This window comes from Psychroserpens luteus (assembly GCF_015319355.1).
GTDB lineage: Bacteria > Bacteroidota > Bacteroidia > Flavobacteriales > Flavobacteriaceae > Psychroserpens > Psychroserpens luteus.
Map to the genome: position 1 here is coordinate 1 of NZ_JADILU010000006.1, position 20,798 is coordinate 20,798.

Here is a 20,798-nt window from a genome sequence, read left to right on the forward strand (position 1 = left end):
TTGGTCGGAAATCCCCTTAAAAAAGGCGGGTCTTTCACCAATACAAAAAAGAACTCCTTATTTTTTCCATACACCTTTAAAAAAACGAATCCTTCCGCTATAAGCAATGGCTGACAACAATTGGATATACGCTATAGTCTATATCCCACCTATAGCGTTAAATCTAATTTAGGATTTTTTTTTGTTAAAAAATAATCGCAGATTTATACTTTATATTCAATTGTACTAATTGATTAATATTGTTGTGATTATAAATATAGTTTATTTTTTGAATGAGTTTAACAGAACTCTCGAGTAATAAATATAATCAGTCATTTTGTTCTATCACCAAACCAAAAGATCATTTAGAAAATCCATATAACCTTTGAAAACTTGATTGTATTTTAGTTAATCACATGTGTGTAATTTTGAAATGATAACTCTATTTGATTCCTGTTCTAAGAATATTATTTATATTTGATATTAATGTATAATTAGAGTACACGATTGCGTACACGATTTCAATTGCAGGAGGGCATTTAAGGTGCCAAATTCGGATTTGTTTCAAACTCATAACCCGAAGGTCACTGGTTCGAGTCCAGTTACCGTTACTAAATTAATCCGTATCAATTATTTTGCTCGCTTAAAACCATTTTATTTATGTTTAATTTAAATTTTTATCTTACAGATGATCACGGAAACGAGCACATTTAGAACACAGTTTGTCAAACAAGAAAAATTTTTCAGCTTTTTCTACAAAATGACTTTGAGCAAGATTGGTTAAAAGATGATTTGAACGAAAATGGAATTAAAGAATTGATTAATCTTGATTTTTAGGAAGAAAAATTAATTACTTACCCTGTGAGTAAAGATTTATTTAGTCCAAAAGTTAATAGTGATGTTGAAAGTATAATTAATGAAATTAAATATCCTAAACTACCTAATCTAATTTAGATTGTCCCTAATGTTGTCCCTTGCTAAAACCAAAAAAGCCCTAAATCATTTATTTCTAAATGTTTAAGGCTTTTTAGTGGTGGTGCCTCCAGGAATCGAACCAGGGACACAAGGATTTTCAGTCCTTTGCTCTACCAACTGAGCTAAGGCACCAGTTGCATAAAAATGCGAGTGCAAATATAGCCTCATTTTTATTATTCACAAATATATATTCAAAAAATTAATTATTTTTTTTATATGAGCTTTAAATCAATGATTTGAACATAAATAATGTTATAATTTGGTTAATTACCATTCTAACTTGAGACTTCGTTTCGTAGTTTTAGCACTTTTAAGACATTCTATGAATTTAATTGTTGATGTAGGAAACACATTTGTCAAGTTCGCTGTTTTTAGTAGTGGTAAGCTAAAAGAGAGAATTGTTGGAGAAGTTAATGACTTTAATGTAATGTCAAAAGATGTGTTAGATGCATATCCTAAGATTAATAAAGCTATAGTTTCTTCCGTAGGAAAATTGAAAAAATCACATATCGATTCTTTAAGGGATGAGATTCCTGTTTTAGAATTATCTCACGAACTAAAATTGCCTTTTAAAAATCTGTATTCAACTCCTACTACGCTAGGAGTAGATCGTATAGCTTTAGTAAGTGCATCTGTAGAACAATTTCCAGATAACAACGTGCTTATCATTGATGCTGGTACTTGTATTACTTATGATTTTATTAATACAAATAATGAATATCTAGGAGGAGCTATTTCTCCAGGGATTAGATTACGCTATAGAACGCTTAATAATTTAACTGCTAATTTACCGTTATTAGATACACAATTGCCTAAGGATATTTTAGGAGATTCCACACAAAACTCAATCCACTCAGGTGTGGTGTTTGGAGTTTTAAAAGAAATTGATGGTGTGATTGATGAATATGTTAAAAAATATTTAGATTTAACAGTTATTTTAACAGGAGGAGATACCAAATTCTTGTCAAACCAATTAAAAAATAGCATATTTGCCAACTCAAATTTTCTTTTAGAAGGTTTGAATTTTATTTTAGAATATAATTCACAATAATGATAAAAAAACTTGTAATAGTTTTAGTCGCTCTTTTTGCAATACAATCGTATGGTCAAGAAGGTACAGCGTCTCCATATTCTTTCTACGGAATAGGAAGCTTGAAATTTAAAGGAACAGTTGAAAATAGAAGTATGGGTGGATTAAGCATCTATACAGATAGTATTCATGTCAATTTGAGAAATCCTGCAGCATATGCTGGTCCAAATCTTTCAATTTGGAATAGTGAAAATAGACCAATTAAGTTCTCTGTTGGTGCAAGTAACAATGCTTCAACATTGAAAGCTAATTCTGGTGAAGCAAAGGTGAGTGCTACAACTTTTGATTATTTGACACTTTCAGTACCATTGGGTAAATTTGGCTTTGGCTTTGGTTTGGTGCCTTATTCTTCGGTTGGATATAAATTAGAAGACACAAATGAGGATGTGATTACCAATAGATACAGTGGAGAAGGCGGTGTTAATAGATCGTTTTTAGGTTTAGGTTATAGAATAACAGATAAATTAAGTGTTGGTGTAGATATGAACTATAACTTCGGAAACATTCAAAACAGCGCAATCGAGTTTGTTTATGATGATGAAGGTAATTTGGTGCAATATCAATCTAGAGAAAGTAATCGTTCAGATTTAAGTGGTGTTAACTTTAATATTGGTTTAACATATAAAACCATGATAAGCGAGAAGTTAGAACTTCAAGCAGGGCTAACCTATTCTCCAAAAAGTGATTTGTCTTCTAAAAATGAAAGATCTTTTTCTACAATTGTTATAAGTGCTCAAACTGGTCAAGAATTTGTAATTAATGAAATTGATGGTAATTTGGAAGCAGATGGTCTAGATAAAACAGATTTAACGTTGCCATCTAGATTCTCATTTGGTGCTGGTATAGGTAAACCAAGAGCATGGTTTATTGGTGGAGAATATACGCGTCAAAATACTAGTGAGTTTTCTAATCCAATTGTTTCAATAGAAAATGCTAATTTTGTAAATGCTTCAAATGTATCGTTTGGTGGTTTTTATATACCAGATTATAATTCTTTTGGAAGTTATTGGAAACGAGTAACCTATAGAGCAGGTTTTCATTTTGAGAATACTGGCTTAGAAATTAATAATGAGACAATAAATGAGTTTGGCATGTCTTTTGGAGTAGGGTTACCGGTCGGGAATATGTTTTCAAATGCTAACCTTGGTGTTGAGTTCGGGAAAAAAGGAACAACAAACCAAAACCTCATTCAAGAAAACTTTTTTAGACTACAAATTAGTTTATCATTAAATGATAGATGGTTTGAAAAGAGAAAATATAACTAACTTAAATTACAAGAAGATGAAAACGAGGATTACAATAATTATAGCAGCACTTTTAATGGTGACTAACTTCGGTTTTGCTCAGCAAGATGAAGAGTGTATGCTTAACTTAACATTGATGAATGACTATGTTAAGAGTAAAAAATATGACGAGGCATATGAGCCTTGGATGAAAGTTAGAAACAAGTGTCCTAAGTTTAATATCGCTATATACAAATATGGAGAGAAAATTTTAGATCATAAAATTGATAAATCTACAGGAGCAGAGAAAATAGCTTTTATTGAAGATTATATGGTTTTACTAGATGCAGCAGGAGAGAACTTTGCTAGCAAGTATCCAAAAGGAGAAATTGAAGAAGAAAAAGCACTTTTAAAATACGAGAACCAAAAAGAACTTGGCCTTACAGATATGCAAATATTTGAAGCCTTTGATAATGTGTTTAAAAACCATAAAGCAGATTTTACAAGTACTAAAGGTTTATACGTTTATTTTACTAAAACAGTAGATTTATTTAAAGCTGAAAAGTTTGAACTTCAAAAGGTGTTTGATAAATATGATGATGTTAATGATCAATTAGAAGATTTGAACGATCAATACTCTAAATCATTAAATAAGTTAATTGAAAAAGAAACAGCTGGTCAAACTTTAGGTAAAACTGAGGCTAAGTATAAAAAATACTACGGACAAAAATTAGAAGCTAACGATAAAATTGCTGGAAGTTTAGATGCTTATATTGGAGAATTAGCAAACTGTGAAAACTTAATCCCACTTTATCAAAAGGATTTTGAAGAAAACAGAACTAATGGAGCTTGGTTAAAGAGAGCAGTTAGTAAAATGTATAATAAAGATTGTACAGATGATCCTTTATATATTGAGCTAGTAAAAGCATACGATCAAGCTGATCCATCTGCAGAAACAAAATACTTTGTATCAACAGTATTGAGAAAACAAGGTAAAAATACCGAAGCAGATAAATATGTTAGAGAGTCATACGATTTACAAGATGATCCAATCAAGAAAGCTAGAATGGCCAAAACGATTGCAAATGATTTTAAAAAGAGAGGAAGCTACGGTTCTGCAAGAACATATTACAGAGAAGCATTGAGTTTAAACCCTTCAGACGGTACACCTCATTTATACATTGCTTCAATGTATGCTAAAAGTGCAAACAGCTGTGGAGATAACCCATTTAATAAAAGAGCAGTGTTCTGGTATGCAGCTCAAGAAGCTAGAAGAGCTGGTCAAGTAGATCCTAGACTTAAAAGTAATGCAGCGCAAACAGCAGCATCTTATGAGGCAAATGCTCCTACTAAAGCAGAGATATTTTCTCAAAACATGGCAGGAAAAACAATCAACATAGGATGTTGGATTGGAGGTAGTGTAAAAGTACCTAGCCTATAAATGAAAATAAATTTTTCACATATAATTAAAAGCGTAGTCACAACAATCGTTGTGATTACGCTTTTTTCATGTGAAAGTAATTTAAAAGAAGTGCAACAAATTGGCATACTTCAAAATCAGCCAATAGGTGAAGCAAAAAATATTGATTTAAAATATACTGAAGCAGAAGATTCTATTGGTAAAGTCATTGCAAATCTAAAAAGCCCTAAAATGCTTGATTATTCTAATCGAGATTTTTCGTTTTCTGAATTCCCAGATGGTTTACGCTTATTATTATACGATGAAAACAATCAAAAAAATATAGTCCTTGCAGATTATGGAATCGTTTATAACGCAACAGGCTTAATCGATCTTCAAGGCAATGTGATTCTAATAACACCTCAAAAAGACAGTCTGTTTGCAGAGCAGCTGTATTATGATCAAAAGAACCAATGGTTATTTTCAAATTTACCAGTGCGCCTAAAATCTGTAACCTCAAATAATGGTCATGGTGATATTTTTGATTCAGACACTAAATTTAAAAACTACACAATACTAGAGGGTAGAGGAGATATGATCCTAAAAGATTAATACCAGTTATTGTTTTCTTACAGTAAATTCAAATGTTAAATAGTATGGGTTTACAAAACATCTTTATCTTTGTACTTTAATATTTAAACACAAACATGAAAATCCTTCATTTTTTTCAATACCTATACCTGTTTTTTGCAGTTTTATTTATTTATGATGGCTTTGTGAGTTGGGGAGAAGAGGGTAATAGATCAATAATATCTTTCGTTTTTGCAGCTTTGGCAATTTTTATGTTTTTCTTCAGAAATAAATTCAGAAATAAATTTGGTAACCGCAACGGTTCATAGATATGGATTTTAGCATTGTAATCATTATTGTAATGTTATTGCTTTCGGCTTTTTTCTCCGGAATGGAAATCGCTTACGTCTCATCCAATAAGATTCACATAGAAATTGAAAAAAAGCAAGGTGATTTTCTTGCTAGTATTTTAACAAGACTTACCGCAAGACCTTCTAAATTTATTGCAACAATGCTTATTGGTAACAATATAGCACTTGTTATTTATGGATTTGTTATGGGAGATGTTTTGATGGAGTGGTTTGGCAGTTTGTCATCTCAATATAATTATCAGTTGGTTAAGTATTTATTAGTCGATTTAAGCTTATTAACGCAAACGATAATTTCTACAATTATTATTTTATTTACTGCGGAATTTCTCCCCAAAGTATTCTTTCAAATCTATGCCAATTCATTTCTGAAAATCTTTGCTTTCCCAGCCTACATGTTTTATTTATTGTTCTGGTTTTTGTCTTCTTTTATTATATCTATTTCAGATATCATACTCAAACGCTTTTTTAAGACCGAAGGTGATGATGTTCAATTAGCAATGACTAAAGTAGAGCTAGGAAATTACATTAGTGAACAAATGGAATCTGTAGAAGAACATGATGAAGTAGATAGTGAAATACAGATTTTTCAGAAAGCGCTAGAGTTTTCCGAAGTAAAAGCAAGAGAAGTCATGATACCTCGTACAGAGATTATGGCTGTTGAGGTTAAAGATTCTATTGCCAATGTAAGTACTTTATTTATAGAGTCTGGTATGTCCAAGATTTTAGTATATAAAGACAGTATAGATGAAATTGTAGGTTATGTTCACTCCTTTGAATTGTTTAAAAAACCTAAAACGATCAAGTCTATCGTAAAATCCGTAGTATTTGTGCCAGCAACCATGTTGGTGAAAGATGTACTTAATATTTTGACAAAGAAAAGAAAGAGTATGGCTGTTGTTATTGACGAGTATGGAGGTACAGCAGGAATTATGACCATAGAAGATATTGTAGAGGAACTTGTTGGTGAAATTGAGGATGAGCATGATAGTGTTGCTTTAATAGAAGAGAAAATAGATGCTAATAATTATAAATTCTCTGCGCGTTTAGAAGTGGATTACATTAATGAAACCTATAAACTCAATCTTCCAGATGGAGAAAATTATGAAACTCTTGGCGGACTCATTGTTGATGAAACAGAAGAAATCCCACAAGTAAACGCTCAAATCAGTATTGGGAATTTTAAATTTACCATTTTAGAAGTGTCTTCAACCAAAATTGATTTGGTAACACTTCAACTTATACAAGAAGATTAAACGATTATTTTTGATGTTTTCTTCGGAAATGTAACAAGACTTCAAATTTAAGATCCTACATTGAACCTAATGGCTTTACGAGTTTATCAAATGAGCCATTTATCCCATAAATACAATCCTTTGACCTACAATTAAGGTGAGCTAATCAAATTCAGTAATAAAAACAGACATCTACTTTTATTATTTGATAGAAAATGGTATTTTCGCCCACTTATTATTCGATAAATTATACAATAAAATGGCAGTTTTAAATAAAATTAGACAACGTTCACTCTTTTTGATACTAATCATAGCATTAGCGTTATTTTCATTTGTGCTTGCAGATCTTTTTAGAAATAGTGATGCATTATTAGGTACAGCTCAAGATGTTGTTGCAACTGTAAATGGAAAAACCATTGATAGAACAGACTTTATGTCTAAGGTAGAAAACATGCAAAGACAACTAGGTCCTAATGCAACTTCTACGCAAGCAATGAACAGAGTTTATGATCAAGAAGTGCGTCGTGCAGTTATGAATACGCAGTTTGATGATTTAGGCTTAACTGTTGAGCATGATCAAATGAAAGATTTGGTGAAGCAAAATTTCGCATCTTATCCTGAGTTTCAAAATGAAGTAGGTCTTTTTGATGAGAATAAATTAACAGAGTTTGTTGCTAATCTTAAAGCGATTTATCCTGAGCGTTCTGTTCTTGGAAACTTTCAGTTAAATTATGATGATTGGGTAAATAGTGAAAAGTCTATTGCTATTGGTGCTCAAGAAAGAACATACTATAATATGGTTAAGGCTGGTGTTAATGCAACATTAAACGAAGCTGAGGTTGATTACTTGTTAGAGAATTCAACTAGAGACTTAAGATATGTGCAAATACCTTACACTACAATTAATGATAGTCTAGTTGAGGTTACTAAAAGTGATATCAACGCTTATATCAACAATAACAAAGAGAAATTTGAGGTAGAAGCATCTCGTGATATTGTATATGTAGAGTTTAAAGAAGAGCCAAGTTTAGACGATGAAAATAATTTAAAATCAGATCTTAACGATTTCATTACAGGGAAAGCTGTTTTTGAAAACGGTAAGAATGATACAATTAGAGCATTTAGAACTGTTAAAGCTGCAGATTTAGAAACCTATATTAACTACACAGCAGCTTCAGATTTGAATTACAATAATACATTTGTAAAAAAATCTGCATTACCTGCAGCAGTAGCAGATACATTGTACAATTTAAATGTAAATGATGTTTACGGTCCTTATAAAGATGGTGGTATGATGAAGTTGACTAAAATGGTCGCTAAAAAACAAGTACCAGATTCTGCAAAGGTTCGTCATATTTTAATTCCGCATCTTGGAGCTTCAAGTGCTGCTCCTGATGTGACAAAAACAGTTGAACAAGCTAAAGTAACTGCAGATAGCGTATTAGCTATTGTAAAAGCAAATCGTTCTAAATTTCCAGAATTGGTGACTGCATTGTCATCAGATCAAGGAAGTGTTGAAAAAGGTGGAGTTTATGATTTTCACCCAAGTACTCAAATGGTAAAACCATTTAGTGATTTTGAATTTGAAAATAAAGTAGGAGATATAGGTGTTGTGAAAACTCAGTTTGGTTTCCATATTATAGAAATATTAGATCAAAAAGGATCATCTAACGTTGTTAAAGTTGCTACAATTGCAAGAAAAATTGAACCATCAACTGAGACTATAGATGATGTCTTTACTGAAGCATCAAAATTTGAACTTGCTATCCAAGATAACGATTTTCAAAAAATTGCCGAAGAACGTAAATATACTGTTAAGCCTGTTAACGGGATTAAAATATTAGATGAGCAAATCCCAGGATTAGCAAGTCAAAGACCAATGGTACGTTGGGCTTTTGAAAACGGAACTAAAGTTGGTGATTTCAAACGTTTCACAATTCCTGGTGGTGGTTATGTTGTTGCACAAGTAACTAAGGTTGGTAAGAAAGGTTTAATGGATCCAGAAACAGCATCTGCATCTGTATTAAGTGATATTAGAAAAGAAAAGAAAGCGAAAATGATTCGTGCTAAAGTTTCAGGTACTACAGTAGACGAGGTTTCTAAAAACCAAAGCAGACCTGCAACAAATGCATCAGCTGTAAATATGAAAAACCCAACATTAACAGGAGCAGGTTTAGAACCTAAAGTTGTTGGTGTGGCATTTGGATTAAAAGATGGTGAAACATCTGGTTTAATTGATGGAGAAAAGGGTGTTTATATGGTAAGTGTTTCTAATATTCAAGAAGCAACAAAATTAGACAACTATCAATCTATCGCTAATCGTTTAAGCGTAACAAGATCAAGTGCAGCTCAAACTAAAGTATATAACGCTTTAAAAGAAACTGCAGATATTGAAGATAATAGAGCAATGTTCTACTAGTCTTTAACTATAAAATAATAAAAAAGCTTCGCAATTTGCGAAGCTTTTTTTGTTATATAAAAGAGGTAATATTGATTTTTTAGATCCTATCAGGATTTTAAAACCATTTCAGAATATGATAAAATAGTAGTAAAGCCTTTAGATTCAAAATAAGACGTGGGATTGTCTTTTGAAGCAACCATGACAAAATCTCCTCCCCAAGCACCAAGGCTTTTTATACTGCCATTAAAATCATTGAAAAGACGCGTTTTAATGGGCATTTCTTTAATTATTTCAGAAATGAGCTGTTCATGGTCATCCATTAACTTTTGAAATTCATCAAGAGAGTTGCAAGTAATCATTCTCGCAGTTATAATATTTATTCTTGCAATTGAAGAGGATAAATCTGAAGTGTTTTTTCTATACTGTTTAATCCCATCTCTACTGTTCTGCTTTTGATTAAGATGAACAAAGTAAATGTGATTTTTAAAACTAGGATTGAAATCAACAGATGTAATGAGTTGTTCTTTATCATTTCGATGAGAGCGTGAAATCTCATTTTTGTTTAATTGAAACGTCAAACTTCCTGTCGCTTTAGCGCAAGCAATATCATAGCCACTTCCTCCAAACGTTTGTTCTAATAAGCTGTAAGCATGAACCTTTGCCCAACTAGCAACATTAGAAATTAATGTGGATGAGGTGCCAAGTCCCCAATTTTTTGGAAACCCTAACTCAGTAGTAATATTGTAGCCACTTTCATTAGTCAGAAATTCTGGATTGAGTTGTTTTGCTACATTTAATATCTCTAACAATCGTTCAGAAATGTCGTTCTGAGGAGTTAGAGATGAAACAATCATTTTATTATCAAGATTAAACTCTGCTTCAAGCCAAATTTTACCATTTTCATCTAAACTTATCCATTTGAGTATTCCGTCTTCTCCTTTTTCGATATTAAGAGATTGTCCATAAATACTAGGAACTGCCAATGCAAGAGCTCCATCAAGAACGAGGTATTCTCCAGTTAATAATAATTTTCCGTGACTATAAAAGCTTTTCATTTATTGTCTCAGTTTTTCTATAGCTTCAACCACAGTACTATGCGTCACAGTATGTGTTTTAAAATAATTAACAAGGGTTGTTTTTTCTTCGGAAGTGGCTTCAAACTGATTCAAAATATTCATCAAGTGCATTTTCATATGTCCTTCTTGAATTCCAGTTGTCGTTAATGAACGAAGTGCAGCAAAGTTTTGAGCTAAGCCAGCTACAGCAACAATTTGCATGAGTTCTTTTGCAGAGGGTTCTCCAAGAAGTTCAAGAGCTAACTTTACTAAAGGATGTAGTTTTGTTAATCCGCCAACGGTTCCCAAAGCTAAAGGTATTTCCATCCAAAAGGTAAAAATGTCATCTTCAATTTTAGCATGAGTTAGGCTTGAGTATTGTCCGTTTCTAGACGCATAAGCATGAACACCAGCTTCTACAGCTCTAAAATCATTTCCTGTAGCAAGAACCACTGCATCAATACCATTCATGATGCCTTTGTTGTGAGTTACTGCTCTATAAGGTTCAATTTCTGCGATGTTGACTGCTTGCACAAACTTTCTAGCAAATTCTTGAGCCGAAACATTAGGGTTTTCGGTGAGTTCTTCTACTTTACAACTTACCTCTGCACGTACTAAACAATTTGGCACATAGTTAGAAAGAATAGACATAATGATTTGAATATTCTTCTCTTCCGAAGAAAATAATTCAAAGTTTTGAGCCTCTTCTTTAAGTGTTTCTGCAAATTGCTCTAAACAAGAATTAATGAAATTTGCTCCCATTGCATCCAATGTTTCAAAGGTGGCATGTAGTTGATAATAATTATCTATGTCTTGGGTTTTATTGTTAAGTTGTATATCTAAAATGCCACCACCACGTTTTTCCATGTTTTTGGTAAGTGGTTTAGCGTTTTCAATAAGTTTTGGTTTTATAACTTTGAAAAACTGTTCTAATTTTGTGCTTTCGCCTTGAAACATGAAATGTACTTGGCCAATTTTTTCCGTAGAAATCACTTTGGTTTTAAATCCACCACGATCAAACCAAAATTTTGCAGCTTTACTGGCTGCAGCAACTACAGAGCTTTCTTCTATAGCCATTGGTATGGCATAAACTTTCTTATTAATTAGAAAATTAGGCGCTACACCTAAAGGTAAATAGTAGTTAGTTATGGTGTTTTCTATAAACTCATCGTGGAGCTGTTGTAGTTTTTTATCGTCATTCCAATACTGTTTTAAAAGTGATTTTGCAGACAAGGCATCTTTAAAATAAGTGTCAGTAATCCACTCAATTTTTTCTGATTTTGATAATTTGGAAAAGCCAGTAATGGTTTTATTCATCTGCTAAATTTTATTATTTGATGACAAGAAATTGCTGTTAAACGGAAAGCGCAAAGATACTATTCTTGGTATTATTATTATTGCCTAGTCACAATATTGCGCATTTAACAGTTAATAGTTACTGTTTTTGCATTATTTTTAGTAAACTTGACATAGTTTTATCAAAAAAATACCTCTATGAATATATTCAAATCCTTTACGATTCTTGTTTTTTTTATAACAGCTTTAACATCAGCACAAAATAAGGAAATCACACTAGAAGAAATTTGGGACGGAACGTTTAGAACTGAACGAATGGATGCATTGCATTCTATGAAAAATGGGCAACAATATTCAGTTTTGAATTATGAAAAAGGAGGGACTCAAATAGATATTTACAACTACAAAACTCTAAATAAGGTTAATACACTTGTTAAATCAAGTAATCTTCGTGATATTGAATCGTTTTCAAACTATACTTTTAGTGATAATGAAACTAAAATTTTATTAGCGACCAATGTGGAGTCTATTTTTAGACGTTCAACATTGGGTAAATTTTATGTTTATGATACTGAAATGAATCTTACGACATTAGTTTCCGAAGAAAAAATACAAGAACCTACATTTTCACCAGATGGAAATAAAATTGCTTATGGTTTAAACAATAACCTTTTTGTTAAGGATTTAAACTCAGGTGAAACAGAGCAAATCACTTTTGATGGAGAAAAAAATAAAATCATCAATGGTATCACAGACTGGGTTTACGAAGAAGAATTTAGTTTTGTAAGAGCCTTTGAGTGGAATGCCACTGGAAACAAAATAGCATTCATCAGGTTTGATGAAACGAATGTTCCAGAATTTTCAATGGATGTTTATGGTCAGCAATTGTATCAAACTCAAACAGTTTTTAAATACCCTAAAGCAGGAGAAACAAACTCTGATGTGTCATTACATATCTACGATTTGGCAAAAAACAAAACACAAGAAGTAAAACTTGATAAAGCGTATAGCGATTTTTATATACCTAGAATTAAGTGGAGTAATGACGCAAATGTGTTGAGTGCTCAATACATGAATAGGCATCAAAATGAGCTTGATTTATGGATGATTAATGCGGAAACATCAAGTGCTAACCTAGTTTTAGCTGAAACAGATAATGCGTATGTAGATGTTACTTTTAATTTAACCTTCTTAAAAGATAATAGCTTTATTTGGACAAGCGAAAAAGATGGTTGGAACCACATTTACCACTATGATAAAAATGGAAAGCTTATAAACCAGGTTACCTCTGGAGATTGGGAAGTGACCGATTATTATGGTTACAACCCTAAAACAAAACGAATTTTCTACCAATCAACTGAAGATGGGTCAATCAACAGAAGCATATATTCTATTGATCTCAATGGGAAAAAGAAACAACGTTTGACAAAAAATACGGGAACAAATTCCGCGTCTTTTAGTGCAGACTTCACTTACTTCATTAATTCATTCTCTAGTGCTATCAATCCTCCAGAATATACTTTAAACAATTCTAAGACTGGAAACTTGGTAAAAAGTATCAAGGACAATGATAAACTTGCACAGAAATTATCACATTATAAAACATCTCAAAAAGAATTTAGTACCATTAATGTTAATGGAAACGATTTAAATATGTGGACGATAAAGCCTGCAGATTTTGATGAAAACAAAACCTACCCATTGTTTATGTATCAATATTCTGGTCCAGGATCACAACAAGTAGCTAATCGTTGGAATTCTGCCAATGATTATTGGTATCAACATTTAGCACAGCAAGGTTATATTGTAGTTTGTGTAGATGGAAGAGGAACAGGTTTTAAAGGTGCAGATTTTAAGAAAGTCACACAAAATGAATTAGGAAAATACGAAGTAGAAGATCAAATAGAAGCAGCAAAGCAATTAGGAAAATTATCATATATTGATGAAAATAATATTGGTATTTGGGGCTGGAGTTATGGTGGCTTTATGAGTAGTAATGCTTTGTTTAAAGGTAATGATACTTTTTCTATGGCAATAGCTGTTGCACCAGTGACAAGTTGGAGATTCTATGATTCTATTTATACAGAACGTTATATGACAACACCTCAAGAAAACGCATCAGGATATGATGAGAACTCACCAATTAATCATGTAGATAAATTGAAAGGTGATTTCTTATTAATTCATGGTACAGGTGATGATAATGTACATGTTCAAAATACAATGCGCATGGTAGAAGCATTAATTCAAGCAGATAAACAGTTTGAATGGATGATCTATCCAGATAAAAATCATGGTATTTATGGAGGAAACACAAGATTGCATCTCTACAAGAAAATGACAAACTTCATTCATGATAACTTAGGTGATAATAGAAATCTAGAAAAAGAATCAAAGGAAGAAGAAGTCAAAATCAAAGGATAAAATAACTAATTAACAAAATAATTTTATGTCAACAACAACACTTAAACCACATCAAAAAGAACTTTGGGGACATCCAATAGGTCTTTATGTATTATTTTTTACTGAAATGTGGGAACGCTTTTCTTACTACGGAATGCGTGCTTTATTGGTTATTTACATGATCGCAGAAGCTTCTCATAAAGATGGACCAGGTTTAGGTTGGACAAATCTTGAAGCATATCAATTATACGGTTGGTATGTTATGCTAGTTTATGTCATTTCAATACCAGGAGGTATACTTGCAGATAAGGTTTTAGGACAGAGAAAGACAGTGATGCTAGGAGCTATTATATTAGTTCTAGGGCATGGGACACTTGCTATAGAAGCAGATTGGGCTTTCTTTACAGGTTTAGCCTTGATTATTCTTGGAGTTGGGTGTTTAAAACCTAATATTTCAACAATGGTAGGAGGTCTTTATAAAAAAGGAGATATTAGACGTGACAAAGGGTTTAGTATATTTTATATAGGTATTAATTTAGGTTCACTTTTAGCAACATCTATTATTGGAGTTGTAGTTGCAAAATGGGGTTGGCATGCAGGATTTGGATTGGCAGGTATTGCTATGCTTTTTGGCTTAGTAGTTTACATTTACGGTCAAAAATATATCAGTCATGTAGGTAACAAACCTACAGTAGAAGAAAAAAGTAATGATGTTTCTATTGTTAAATTATTCTCTAATATATTTAAGTCTCCAATACAATTAGTGATATTTATTGTGCTAATAGCACTTTCGCTTTATGCAGGATTTACGTTTGAAGGCGTTGATCATTGGGGATATGGAGCATTGTTTATTTTCCTTTCTTTTGTGGTTGGTCTTTTAATGATGATTTATAAAAGTCTAGAAAGTAACATCATGAAAGATCGCTTTTTAGTGTTACTACTTTCCTTTTTACTTGTTATTGTTTTTTGGGGTGCATTTGAACAAGCAGGAGGATTAATGAGTGTCTATACAGAAACAAAGACTGATAGAATGTTGTTTGGTTATTTGATTCCTACACCAATGTTTCAAGGTTTAAATGCTGGATTTATCATATTGTTAGCTGTTTGGGTAGCAAATATTTGGGCTAAGAGAAAACTTAAAAATAAAGAAGCATCATCGTTATTTAAAATGGCAACAGGTACAATAATAATGGGACTTGGTTTTGTGTTTATGATTTTTGCTGTTAGAGAATATGATGCTAACGGAAGTTCTGGAATGCAATGGTTAGTTTTAGCATACTTATTTCATACTATTGGTGAACTATGTTCTTCTCCAGTATCATTGTCATTCGTAACCAAACTAGCACCTGTTAAATACGCATCCTTAATGATGGGATTATATTTTGCAGCTACTGGTCTTGGAGGAAAAGTAGCAGGTATTCTTGGTGAAAAATCTGAAAGTTTTGGAGAATACACCATTTTCACAGGGATTGTAATATTTACTGTAGCTTTTGGTTTATTAGTGATTTTACTTTTAAAACCATTGAAACGTCTAACTCATGGAGCAGAAGATAATGAGCGTGTGATGAACGATGCTGAAGCAGAAGGTTTTGAATTAGCAGACTCAGACATTAACAACTAACTTTTAATATATAAACCCTGGCAAAACTATTATTGCTAGGGTTTCTCTTTTCTAACTAAACATTCATCCTATGAATACAGACATCGAAAATCTATTTAAAGACAAAGTCATTGGTCATCCAGCAGGATTATTCGTGATATTTTTTACAGAAATGTGGGAACGCTTTTCTTTCTACGGAATGAAAATACTATTGGTACTGTTTTTAACAGCTCCATACCTAAGCGATAATCCTGGATGGGAATGGTCAAGGGAAAATGCTTTGGCATTAATTGGAACATATTCGTCTTTACTCTATCTTACTCCTATAGTTGGCGGTTGGTTAGCTGATAAGATAACAGGCTATAAATGGGCTGTTATTATTGGTTGTTTTGTAATGATGTTAGGTCATGCATTTATGGTCTTTGAGACGACATGGTCATTGTATGTTGGTCTTGCATTATTAATCATTGGTACTGGTTTCTTTAAACCTAATATGACGTCAATGATTTCTGAAATGTATAAAGGGAAGGAGTCTAAAAAAGATGGTGCTTACACGATTTATTATATGGGAGTAAATGCAGGTGCTTTCTTCGGAATGATGCTTTGCGGATATTTAGCTTCAAATTTAGGTTGGAGTTATGGTTTTGGACTCGCTGGAATATTTATGCTTGGAGGATTAATTCAGTTTTGGTTGGCTAAAGATTTATTTGGTCAAATAGGAGAAAAACCTTCTAAGATTCATGAAGTTGAATTGCCTCAAAATATTAATGAAGAAAGTCCAAAAGAACATAGTAGAGATGATGATAACGAGAAGTTAAACCCGTTTACAATGGTCGATAAGGTGCTGATCATATTATCTGCATTAGGAGGACTATTATATTTGTTTAATGATCCATTGTCAAAAATTGAAAACATTAACCTTCTACCATTTTCAATTGGAGATATGGAAGGTTCTAATGTTACTATTATTGCGTCATTATTTATGTTCTTGTTTTTAATCATAAGTAGAATATCTCGTTATTCTAAGATTGTTAGAGATCGAATCATAGCTGTAGCTATTTTTGGAATTTTTACTGTGTTCTTTTTTGCTGCATTTGAGCAATCTTTAGGATCTATGACACTATTTGCTAGAGATTATACAGATAGAATTTTGACTGGTTCTTCTGGGATGATATTCAAAGTAATTGATACAATATTAACAATAGTACCGTTAGCTATAATTACTTGGGTATTATTTATGTTATTTAAAAAGACGTATAAAAAAATAGCAGCTTCTAATATTGTATTAGGACTAACTTTCGTTTTTTTATGGATTGTAGTTTTCTATAAAGTATTTAATGAATTTAGCAAAGATACTACCGAAGTTGATCCAACGTGGTTTGGAATTCTTAATTCGTTTTTTATCATAACATTAGCGCCTTTGTTTTCTAAGTGGTGGGAGAGTAAATATAATCCTAGTGTAGCTATGAAATACGGTATTGGACTCATATTACTTGGTTTAGGTTTTGGAATACTTGTCTTTGGTACCTTAGCAATTCCTCAAGGAGCAACAACAGCTTCTGTAAGTATGGTGTTTTTAATTTTAGCTTATTTATTTCATACTATGGGAGAATTGTGTATCTCTCCAGTGGGCTTGTCTTACTTAAGTAAATTAGTTCCTGGGCGTATGATTGGATTCATGTTTGGTATTTGGTATTTAGCTATAGCAATAGGGAATAAAGCAGCTGGATCAATGGGAGGCATGATAGATAAAATCACAGCTGAATACTCTTTAAGTACTTTTTTCTTGATTTTTACATTAGTCCCAGCAGGAGTTGGAGTTTTATCAATGGTGTTGAATCCAGTACTCAAAAAACTAATGCATGGAGTACGTTAATCGAGTAAATTCGTTAAAATAACCTAAAATGCTCCACTTTTGGAGCATTTTTTGTAAGTTCGGAATAACTTTTGCAACAAATCAAATTATGAAGAAAGTATTTATATTATTTGCAATCGCCTTGATGTCTTCAAGTGCAGCAGTAGCTCAATCACTAGAAATTAATTGGGTGACTTTTGAAGAAGCTTTAGAACTTCAGAAGAAAAATCCTAAAAAAATTATGATGGATGTCTATACTAATTGGTGTGGTCCATGTAAAATGCTTGATAAAAACACATTTCATAATAAAGATGTTGTGGAGTATGTAAACAAGAACTTTTATGCTGTAAAGTTTAATGCTGAAGGTAATTCTGTTGTGAATTATCAAGGAGCAGAATTCAAAAACACAGGATATAAAGAAGAACTTAAAAACCGAAGAAATGGTGTGCATCAATTGTCTCGTCATTTAGGAATTAGAGCCTATCCAACTATTGTATATTTTGATGAAGAAGGAAATGTAATTCAGCCAATTAGTGGTTATATGAAACCACAACAATTAGAATTATATCTAAAGCTATTTCAATCAAATGCTTATAAGGATATTACTACTCAAGATCAATTTAATACTTACTACAAAGCATTTAAAGCAGAATTTCAAGAATAGTTGTATTCTCATTTAATTATAAAAGCTCCCTTTTTCCTAGTATGGTGAAAAGGGAGTTTTCTTTTTAGACAAGTGGCTTCCCAACGTTTTACATAAGATGTATAATTACTTCCATCTGCAATGATGTATTTTGGGTTGATAGAATCAATGAGTCGGTCTATATTTATTCTAGGTGAGTTACATAGTAGTACATAGTCAGGATTAAAACTCTTTACTTCATAAACACCTAAACTATCTACGACTAAAATGGTTTTGTTTTTGAAAGTATAAACAGATTTTAATGAATCTAAAGTGTTTGTAGTTATAAAATTTCCGACGTTAAAATTAGTGATGATCTTATCTCTAGACCACGAGATGCTATCAAAATTATGAGAGATATGAACTGATGAGTTTGTTTTTTGAGCTATTAAGGTTTTTCTGCTTTTATGAAAAATAACAAACTCATTATTTGAGTTTTGATAGTCTGTAAATAGCCATGCGCTTTGTAAGCATAATATTGAAATAAACACAAAAACAAGTCTTTTGTAATTGGGCTTTTTATACCAAAACGTTATTGTTAATATTAAAAGATAGCATGTAAAAACTTGAACTTCGTTGAATGAAATGTTCTTAAATAAGAAAGTTTCCTGATGAGAAACCCAAGCAACAACAGTATTCATTAAACTAATAATATAACCATATAAGTCTGCAAAAAAATGTGGAAGTGCGTTTAAAACTGCTAATAGAATCACTAAAATACCTAGACCAAGAATAACTCCTAAAAATGGAATAATCGCCAAATTAGAAATAAAAAACAGACTGGGGAATTGGTGAAAATAATACAAACTCAAAGGAATAACTCCAAATTGAGCAGCAACAGTAACCGTAAATATTTGCCAGAAGTAATCAGCAACTTTCCATTTTGGTTGCCATAATTTGTAGAGTAGTGGTTGTATGGAAACAATTGCTAAAACTGCGACATAACTTAATTGAAAACCTACATCAAATAGAAACATAGGTTTTACCAAAAGTAGCACAAACATGGAGATGGCAAGTGTGTTGAAAATATTGGTTGGGCGTTTCCAATGCATAGCGATAGCAACAATACTAAACATGGTAACAGCTCTAGTTACAGACGCAGATAGTCCTGCAATAATAGCAAATGACCACAACAAAATTACGATGAGAATGACCTTAATTATTTTTCCGTTTTTGATGCGTTCAATAGGACGTAAACCAATATTGAGTAATAATAATATGAGACCAACATGTAAACCAGAAACCGCTAGAATATGAATAGCGCCAGCATCTGTATAGCTGTCATAAATCTCTTTGGTCATGTCTTGTCGCTGACCTAGAATTAGAGCATTAATGATAGCCAATTCTTCAGGTTTGAAATTATAGTTTTCCAGTTTTTCGTTAATATGAGTTCTAATCGCAGAAGCATAACCAAAGATGGAAGATCGTTTAGATTTTATAGAAAGAACATGCGAGTTCTCAGTGAATAATTGATGATGTACGTATTGTTTTCGTAGATAATTACCATAGTCAAATTGATTAGGATTTGTAGGCTTTGTGAACACTCTAAATGATTCGGTCATCATTAAAACATCGTCAATTTCATGAAGGTTATCTGTGGAGTCTTTTTTTATATTTAATAAAGACTTTCCGTTAACATTTTTACCGTCTATTTTGAGAATATCGATGACATATTTATCATTGTAATTCCCCGGTTTTAATCGTTCTCTAATTTTAAAAGTAATAGGAAAAGCTTTTTGATTTTCTTCGGAAATGTGATGACTATAATGATTCTTGAAGTTGATTTGATCGTGAGTATTATAAATCAAAATACCCAAACTCGTCATCGTAAGCATAGTGATGAGTCCAAACCATATCGTTTTACGAAAACTATTTTTAGCAATAAAAAAAGCAATCGCTAAAAAGAAAATTAAAACTATAGAAGTGTATATTGAAATATAAAGCCGAACAGGAATATACTCAGCAATTAAAATGCCCACAATGAGACAACATGTGAGTTTAATAATAGTAAAGTTGAGTAACTTCATTTTCAGAAGTTACGATAATAATTGGTTATAACACTCTTCTTGCTTGAACATAAGCAAGATACCAGTATTTTTCGGCTAGATTTGATATCATTACACCTCTGCTGGTAGATGCATGGATGAATTCTACATGACCAGGTCTGCTAGAGGTTACAATGCCAACATGATTAACCCGACGGTTATTTTTGCTTGTGGCAAAAAACAATAGATCGCCTTCTTTGACTTTTTTGACGTCAATCCAATCGCCACGTTTTGATAAGTCTGCAGTTGTTCTAGGTAATAAAATATTTTCTTTTTTAAATGCTGTGACTATAAGACCAGAACAATCCATTCCTTTTTTTGTAGTGCCTCCATATTTATAACGTGTGCCTTCAAAAGTTTTTGCGTGCTTTATAATATTTACAACCGTTTTTGGAGTTGTAGCAGAAGGTGAGGAGTTATGTTTATTAGTCGTCTTTGTAGTTCTGGTTTTTTTTGTAACAACGCGTTTTGATGAGTTACAACTTGTAAAAAATGCACTTATAATAAGAATGAGGATAATTTTTTTCATGTAGGATTTGATGATTTTTGGCTAAAAATAGAGATTATAGATAGTTTAGTGTCTCAATAACGTTTGGGTTATTAACAATCTTATTTACATTTA

The 20,798-nt window shown here is 32.1% G+C and carries 14 protein-coding genes and 1 tRNA gene; 10 read left to right on the forward strand and 5 right to left on the reverse strand.

All coding sequences use genetic code 11. The annotated features are described in order from the left end of the window. Positions 1 to 1,010: 1,010 nt before the first annotated feature. A tRNA-Phe gene (locus IM744_RS14100) sits at positions 1,011 to 1,086 on the reverse strand. A gap of 190 nt (positions 1,087 to 1,276) precedes the next feature. Between IM744_RS14100 and IM744_RS14105 the strand changes: the two genes are divergently transcribed. The 6 genes from IM744_RS14105 to IM744_RS14130 all read left to right on the forward strand — a co-directional run bounded on the left by IM744_RS14105 (position 1,277) and on the right by IM744_RS14130 (position 9,258). Next, a complete protein-coding gene (locus IM744_RS14105) occupies positions 1,277 to 2,005 on the forward strand; it encodes a type III pantothenate kinase (protein ID WP_194509140.1) in 729 nt (242 codons plus the stop codon). Next, positions 2,005 to 3,309 (forward strand): outer membrane protein transport protein, encoded by a 1,305-nt coding sequence (locus tag IM744_RS14110; protein ID WP_194508805.1) that lies wholly within the window; start codon positions 2,005 to 2,007, stop codon positions 3,307 to 3,309. Before IM744_RS14105 ends, IM744_RS14110 begins: the two co-directional genes overlap by 1 nt. 16 nt (positions 3,310 to 3,325) lie before the next feature. Further along, positions 3,326 to 4,708: a tetratricopeptide repeat protein gene (locus IM744_RS14115; RefSeq protein WP_194508806.1), complete on the forward strand. Its 1,383-nt coding sequence runs from the start codon at positions 3,326 to 3,328 to the stop codon at positions 4,706 to 4,708. Continuing rightward, the gene (gene lptC / locus IM744_RS14120) at positions 4,709 to 5,278 is read left to right on the forward strand and encodes an LPS export ABC transporter periplasmic protein LptC (protein ID WP_194508807.1); all 570 of its coding nucleotides are present in this window, start codon (positions 4,709 to 4,711) and stop codon (positions 5,276 to 5,278) included. A gap of 289 nt (positions 5,279 to 5,567) precedes the next feature. Then, positions 5,568 to 6,860 (forward strand): hemolysin family protein, encoded by a 1,293-nt coding sequence (locus tag IM744_RS14125; RefSeq protein ID WP_194508808.1) that lies wholly within the window; start codon positions 5,568 to 5,570, stop codon positions 6,858 to 6,860. Positions 6,861 to 7,098: 238 nt separating this feature from the next. After that, a complete protein-coding gene (locus IM744_RS14130; protein ID WP_194508809.1) occupies positions 7,099 to 9,258 on the forward strand; it encodes a peptidylprolyl isomerase in 2,160 nt (719 codons plus the stop codon). An 89-nt stretch (positions 9,259 to 9,347) separates the two neighbouring features. Here the strand turns inward: IM744_RS14130 and IM744_RS14135 are convergent, their stop codons facing one another. Together IM744_RS14135 and IM744_RS14140 are read right to left on the reverse strand one after the other, a co-directional pair. After that, positions 9,348 to 10,295, reverse strand: coding sequence for a GYDIA family GHMP kinase (locus IM744_RS14135; protein ID WP_194508810.1), 948 nt, complete (start codon positions 10,293 to 10,295; stop codon positions 9,348 to 9,350). Continuing rightward, positions 10,296 to 11,612: a hydroxymethylglutaryl-CoA reductase, degradative gene (locus tag IM744_RS14140; protein WP_194508811.1), complete on the reverse strand. Its 1,317-nt coding sequence runs from the start codon at positions 11,610 to 11,612 to the stop codon at positions 10,296 to 10,298. Between the two features lie 177 nt (positions 11,613 to 11,789). Between IM744_RS14140 and IM744_RS14145 the strand changes: the two genes are divergently transcribed. From IM744_RS14145 to IM744_RS14160, 4 genes are all read left to right on the forward strand, one after another. Then, complete coding sequence (locus tag IM744_RS14145; protein ID WP_194508812.1) at positions 11,790 to 14,015, forward strand: S9 family peptidase; 2,226 nt, start codon at positions 11,790 to 11,792, stop codon at positions 14,013 to 14,015. Between the two features lie 25 nt (positions 14,016 to 14,040). Then, entirely contained in the window at positions 14,041 to 15,615 is a 1,575-nt protein-coding gene (locus IM744_RS14150) for a peptide MFS transporter (RefSeq protein ID WP_194508813.1), read from the forward strand. Between the two features lie 70 nt (positions 15,616 to 15,685). Continuing rightward, a complete protein-coding gene (locus IM744_RS14155; RefSeq protein WP_194508814.1) occupies positions 15,686 to 17,470 on the forward strand; it encodes a peptide MFS transporter in 1,785 nt (594 codons plus the stop codon). A gap of 88 nt (positions 17,471 to 17,558) precedes the next feature. After that, the gene (locus tag IM744_RS14160; protein ID WP_194508815.1) at positions 17,559 to 18,113 is read left to right on the forward strand and encodes a thioredoxin family protein; all 555 of its coding nucleotides are present in this window, start codon (positions 17,559 to 17,561) and stop codon (positions 18,111 to 18,113) included. Between the two features lie 8 nt (positions 18,114 to 18,121). On the opposite strand, the gene IM744_RS14165 is transcribed toward IM744_RS14160, so the two are convergent. Both IM744_RS14165 and IM744_RS14170 read right to left on the reverse strand, forming a co-directional pair. Next, positions 18,122 to 20,158: a ComEC/Rec2 family competence protein gene (locus tag IM744_RS14165; protein WP_194508816.1), complete on the reverse strand. Its 2,037-nt coding sequence runs from the start codon at positions 20,156 to 20,158 to the stop codon at positions 18,122 to 18,124. Between the two features lie 25 nt (positions 20,159 to 20,183). Next, the gene (locus tag IM744_RS14170) at positions 20,184 to 20,705 is read right to left on the reverse strand and encodes a C40 family peptidase (protein ID WP_194508817.1); all 522 of its coding nucleotides are present in this window, start codon (positions 20,703 to 20,705) and stop codon (positions 20,184 to 20,186) included. Positions 20,706 to 20,798 lie beyond the last annotated feature (93 nt).

Coding starts and splice junctions, on each gene's coding strand:
- IM744_RS14105 (WP_194509140.1), top strand. CDS start 1,277: ATGAATTTAATTGTTGATGTAGGAAACACATTTGTCAAGTTCGCTGTT.
- IM744_RS14110 (WP_194508805.1), top strand. CDS start 2,005: ATGATAAAAAAACTTGTAATAGTTTTAGTCGCTCTTTTTGCAATACAA.
- IM744_RS14115 (WP_194508806.1), top strand. CDS start 3,326: ATGAAAACGAGGATTACAATAATTATAGCAGCACTTTTAATGGTGACT.
- lptC (WP_194508807.1), top strand. CDS start 4,709: ATGAAAATAAATTTTTCACATATAATTAAAAGCGTAGTCACAACAATC.
- IM744_RS14125 (WP_194508808.1), top strand. CDS start 5,568: ATGGATTTTAGCATTGTAATCATTATTGTAATGTTATTGCTTTCGGCT.
- IM744_RS14130 (WP_194508809.1), top strand. CDS start 7,099: ATGGCAGTTTTAAATAAAATTAGACAACGTTCACTCTTTTTGATACTA.
- IM744_RS14135 (WP_194508810.1), bottom strand. CDS start 10,295: ATGAAAAGCTTTTATAGTCACGGAAAATTATTATTAACTGGAGAATAC.
- IM744_RS14140 (WP_194508811.1), bottom strand. CDS start 11,612: ATGAATAAAACCATTACTGGCTTTTCCAAATTATCAAAATCAGAAAAA.
- IM744_RS14145 (WP_194508812.1), top strand. CDS start 11,790: ATGAATATATTCAAATCCTTTACGATTCTTGTTTTTTTTATAACAGCT.
- IM744_RS14150 (WP_194508813.1), top strand. CDS start 14,041: ATGTCAACAACAACACTTAAACCACATCAAAAAGAACTTTGGGGACAT.
- IM744_RS14155 (WP_194508814.1), top strand. CDS start 15,686: ATGAATACAGACATCGAAAATCTATTTAAAGACAAAGTCATTGGTCAT.
- IM744_RS14160 (WP_194508815.1), top strand. CDS start 17,559: ATGAAGAAAGTATTTATATTATTTGCAATCGCCTTGATGTCTTCAAGT.
- IM744_RS14165 (WP_194508816.1), bottom strand. CDS start 20,158: ATGAAGTTACTCAACTTTACTATTATTAAACTCACATGTTGTCTCATT.
- IM744_RS14170 (WP_194508817.1), bottom strand. CDS start 20,705: ATGAAAAAAATTATCCTCATTCTTATTATAAGTGCATTTTTTACAAGT.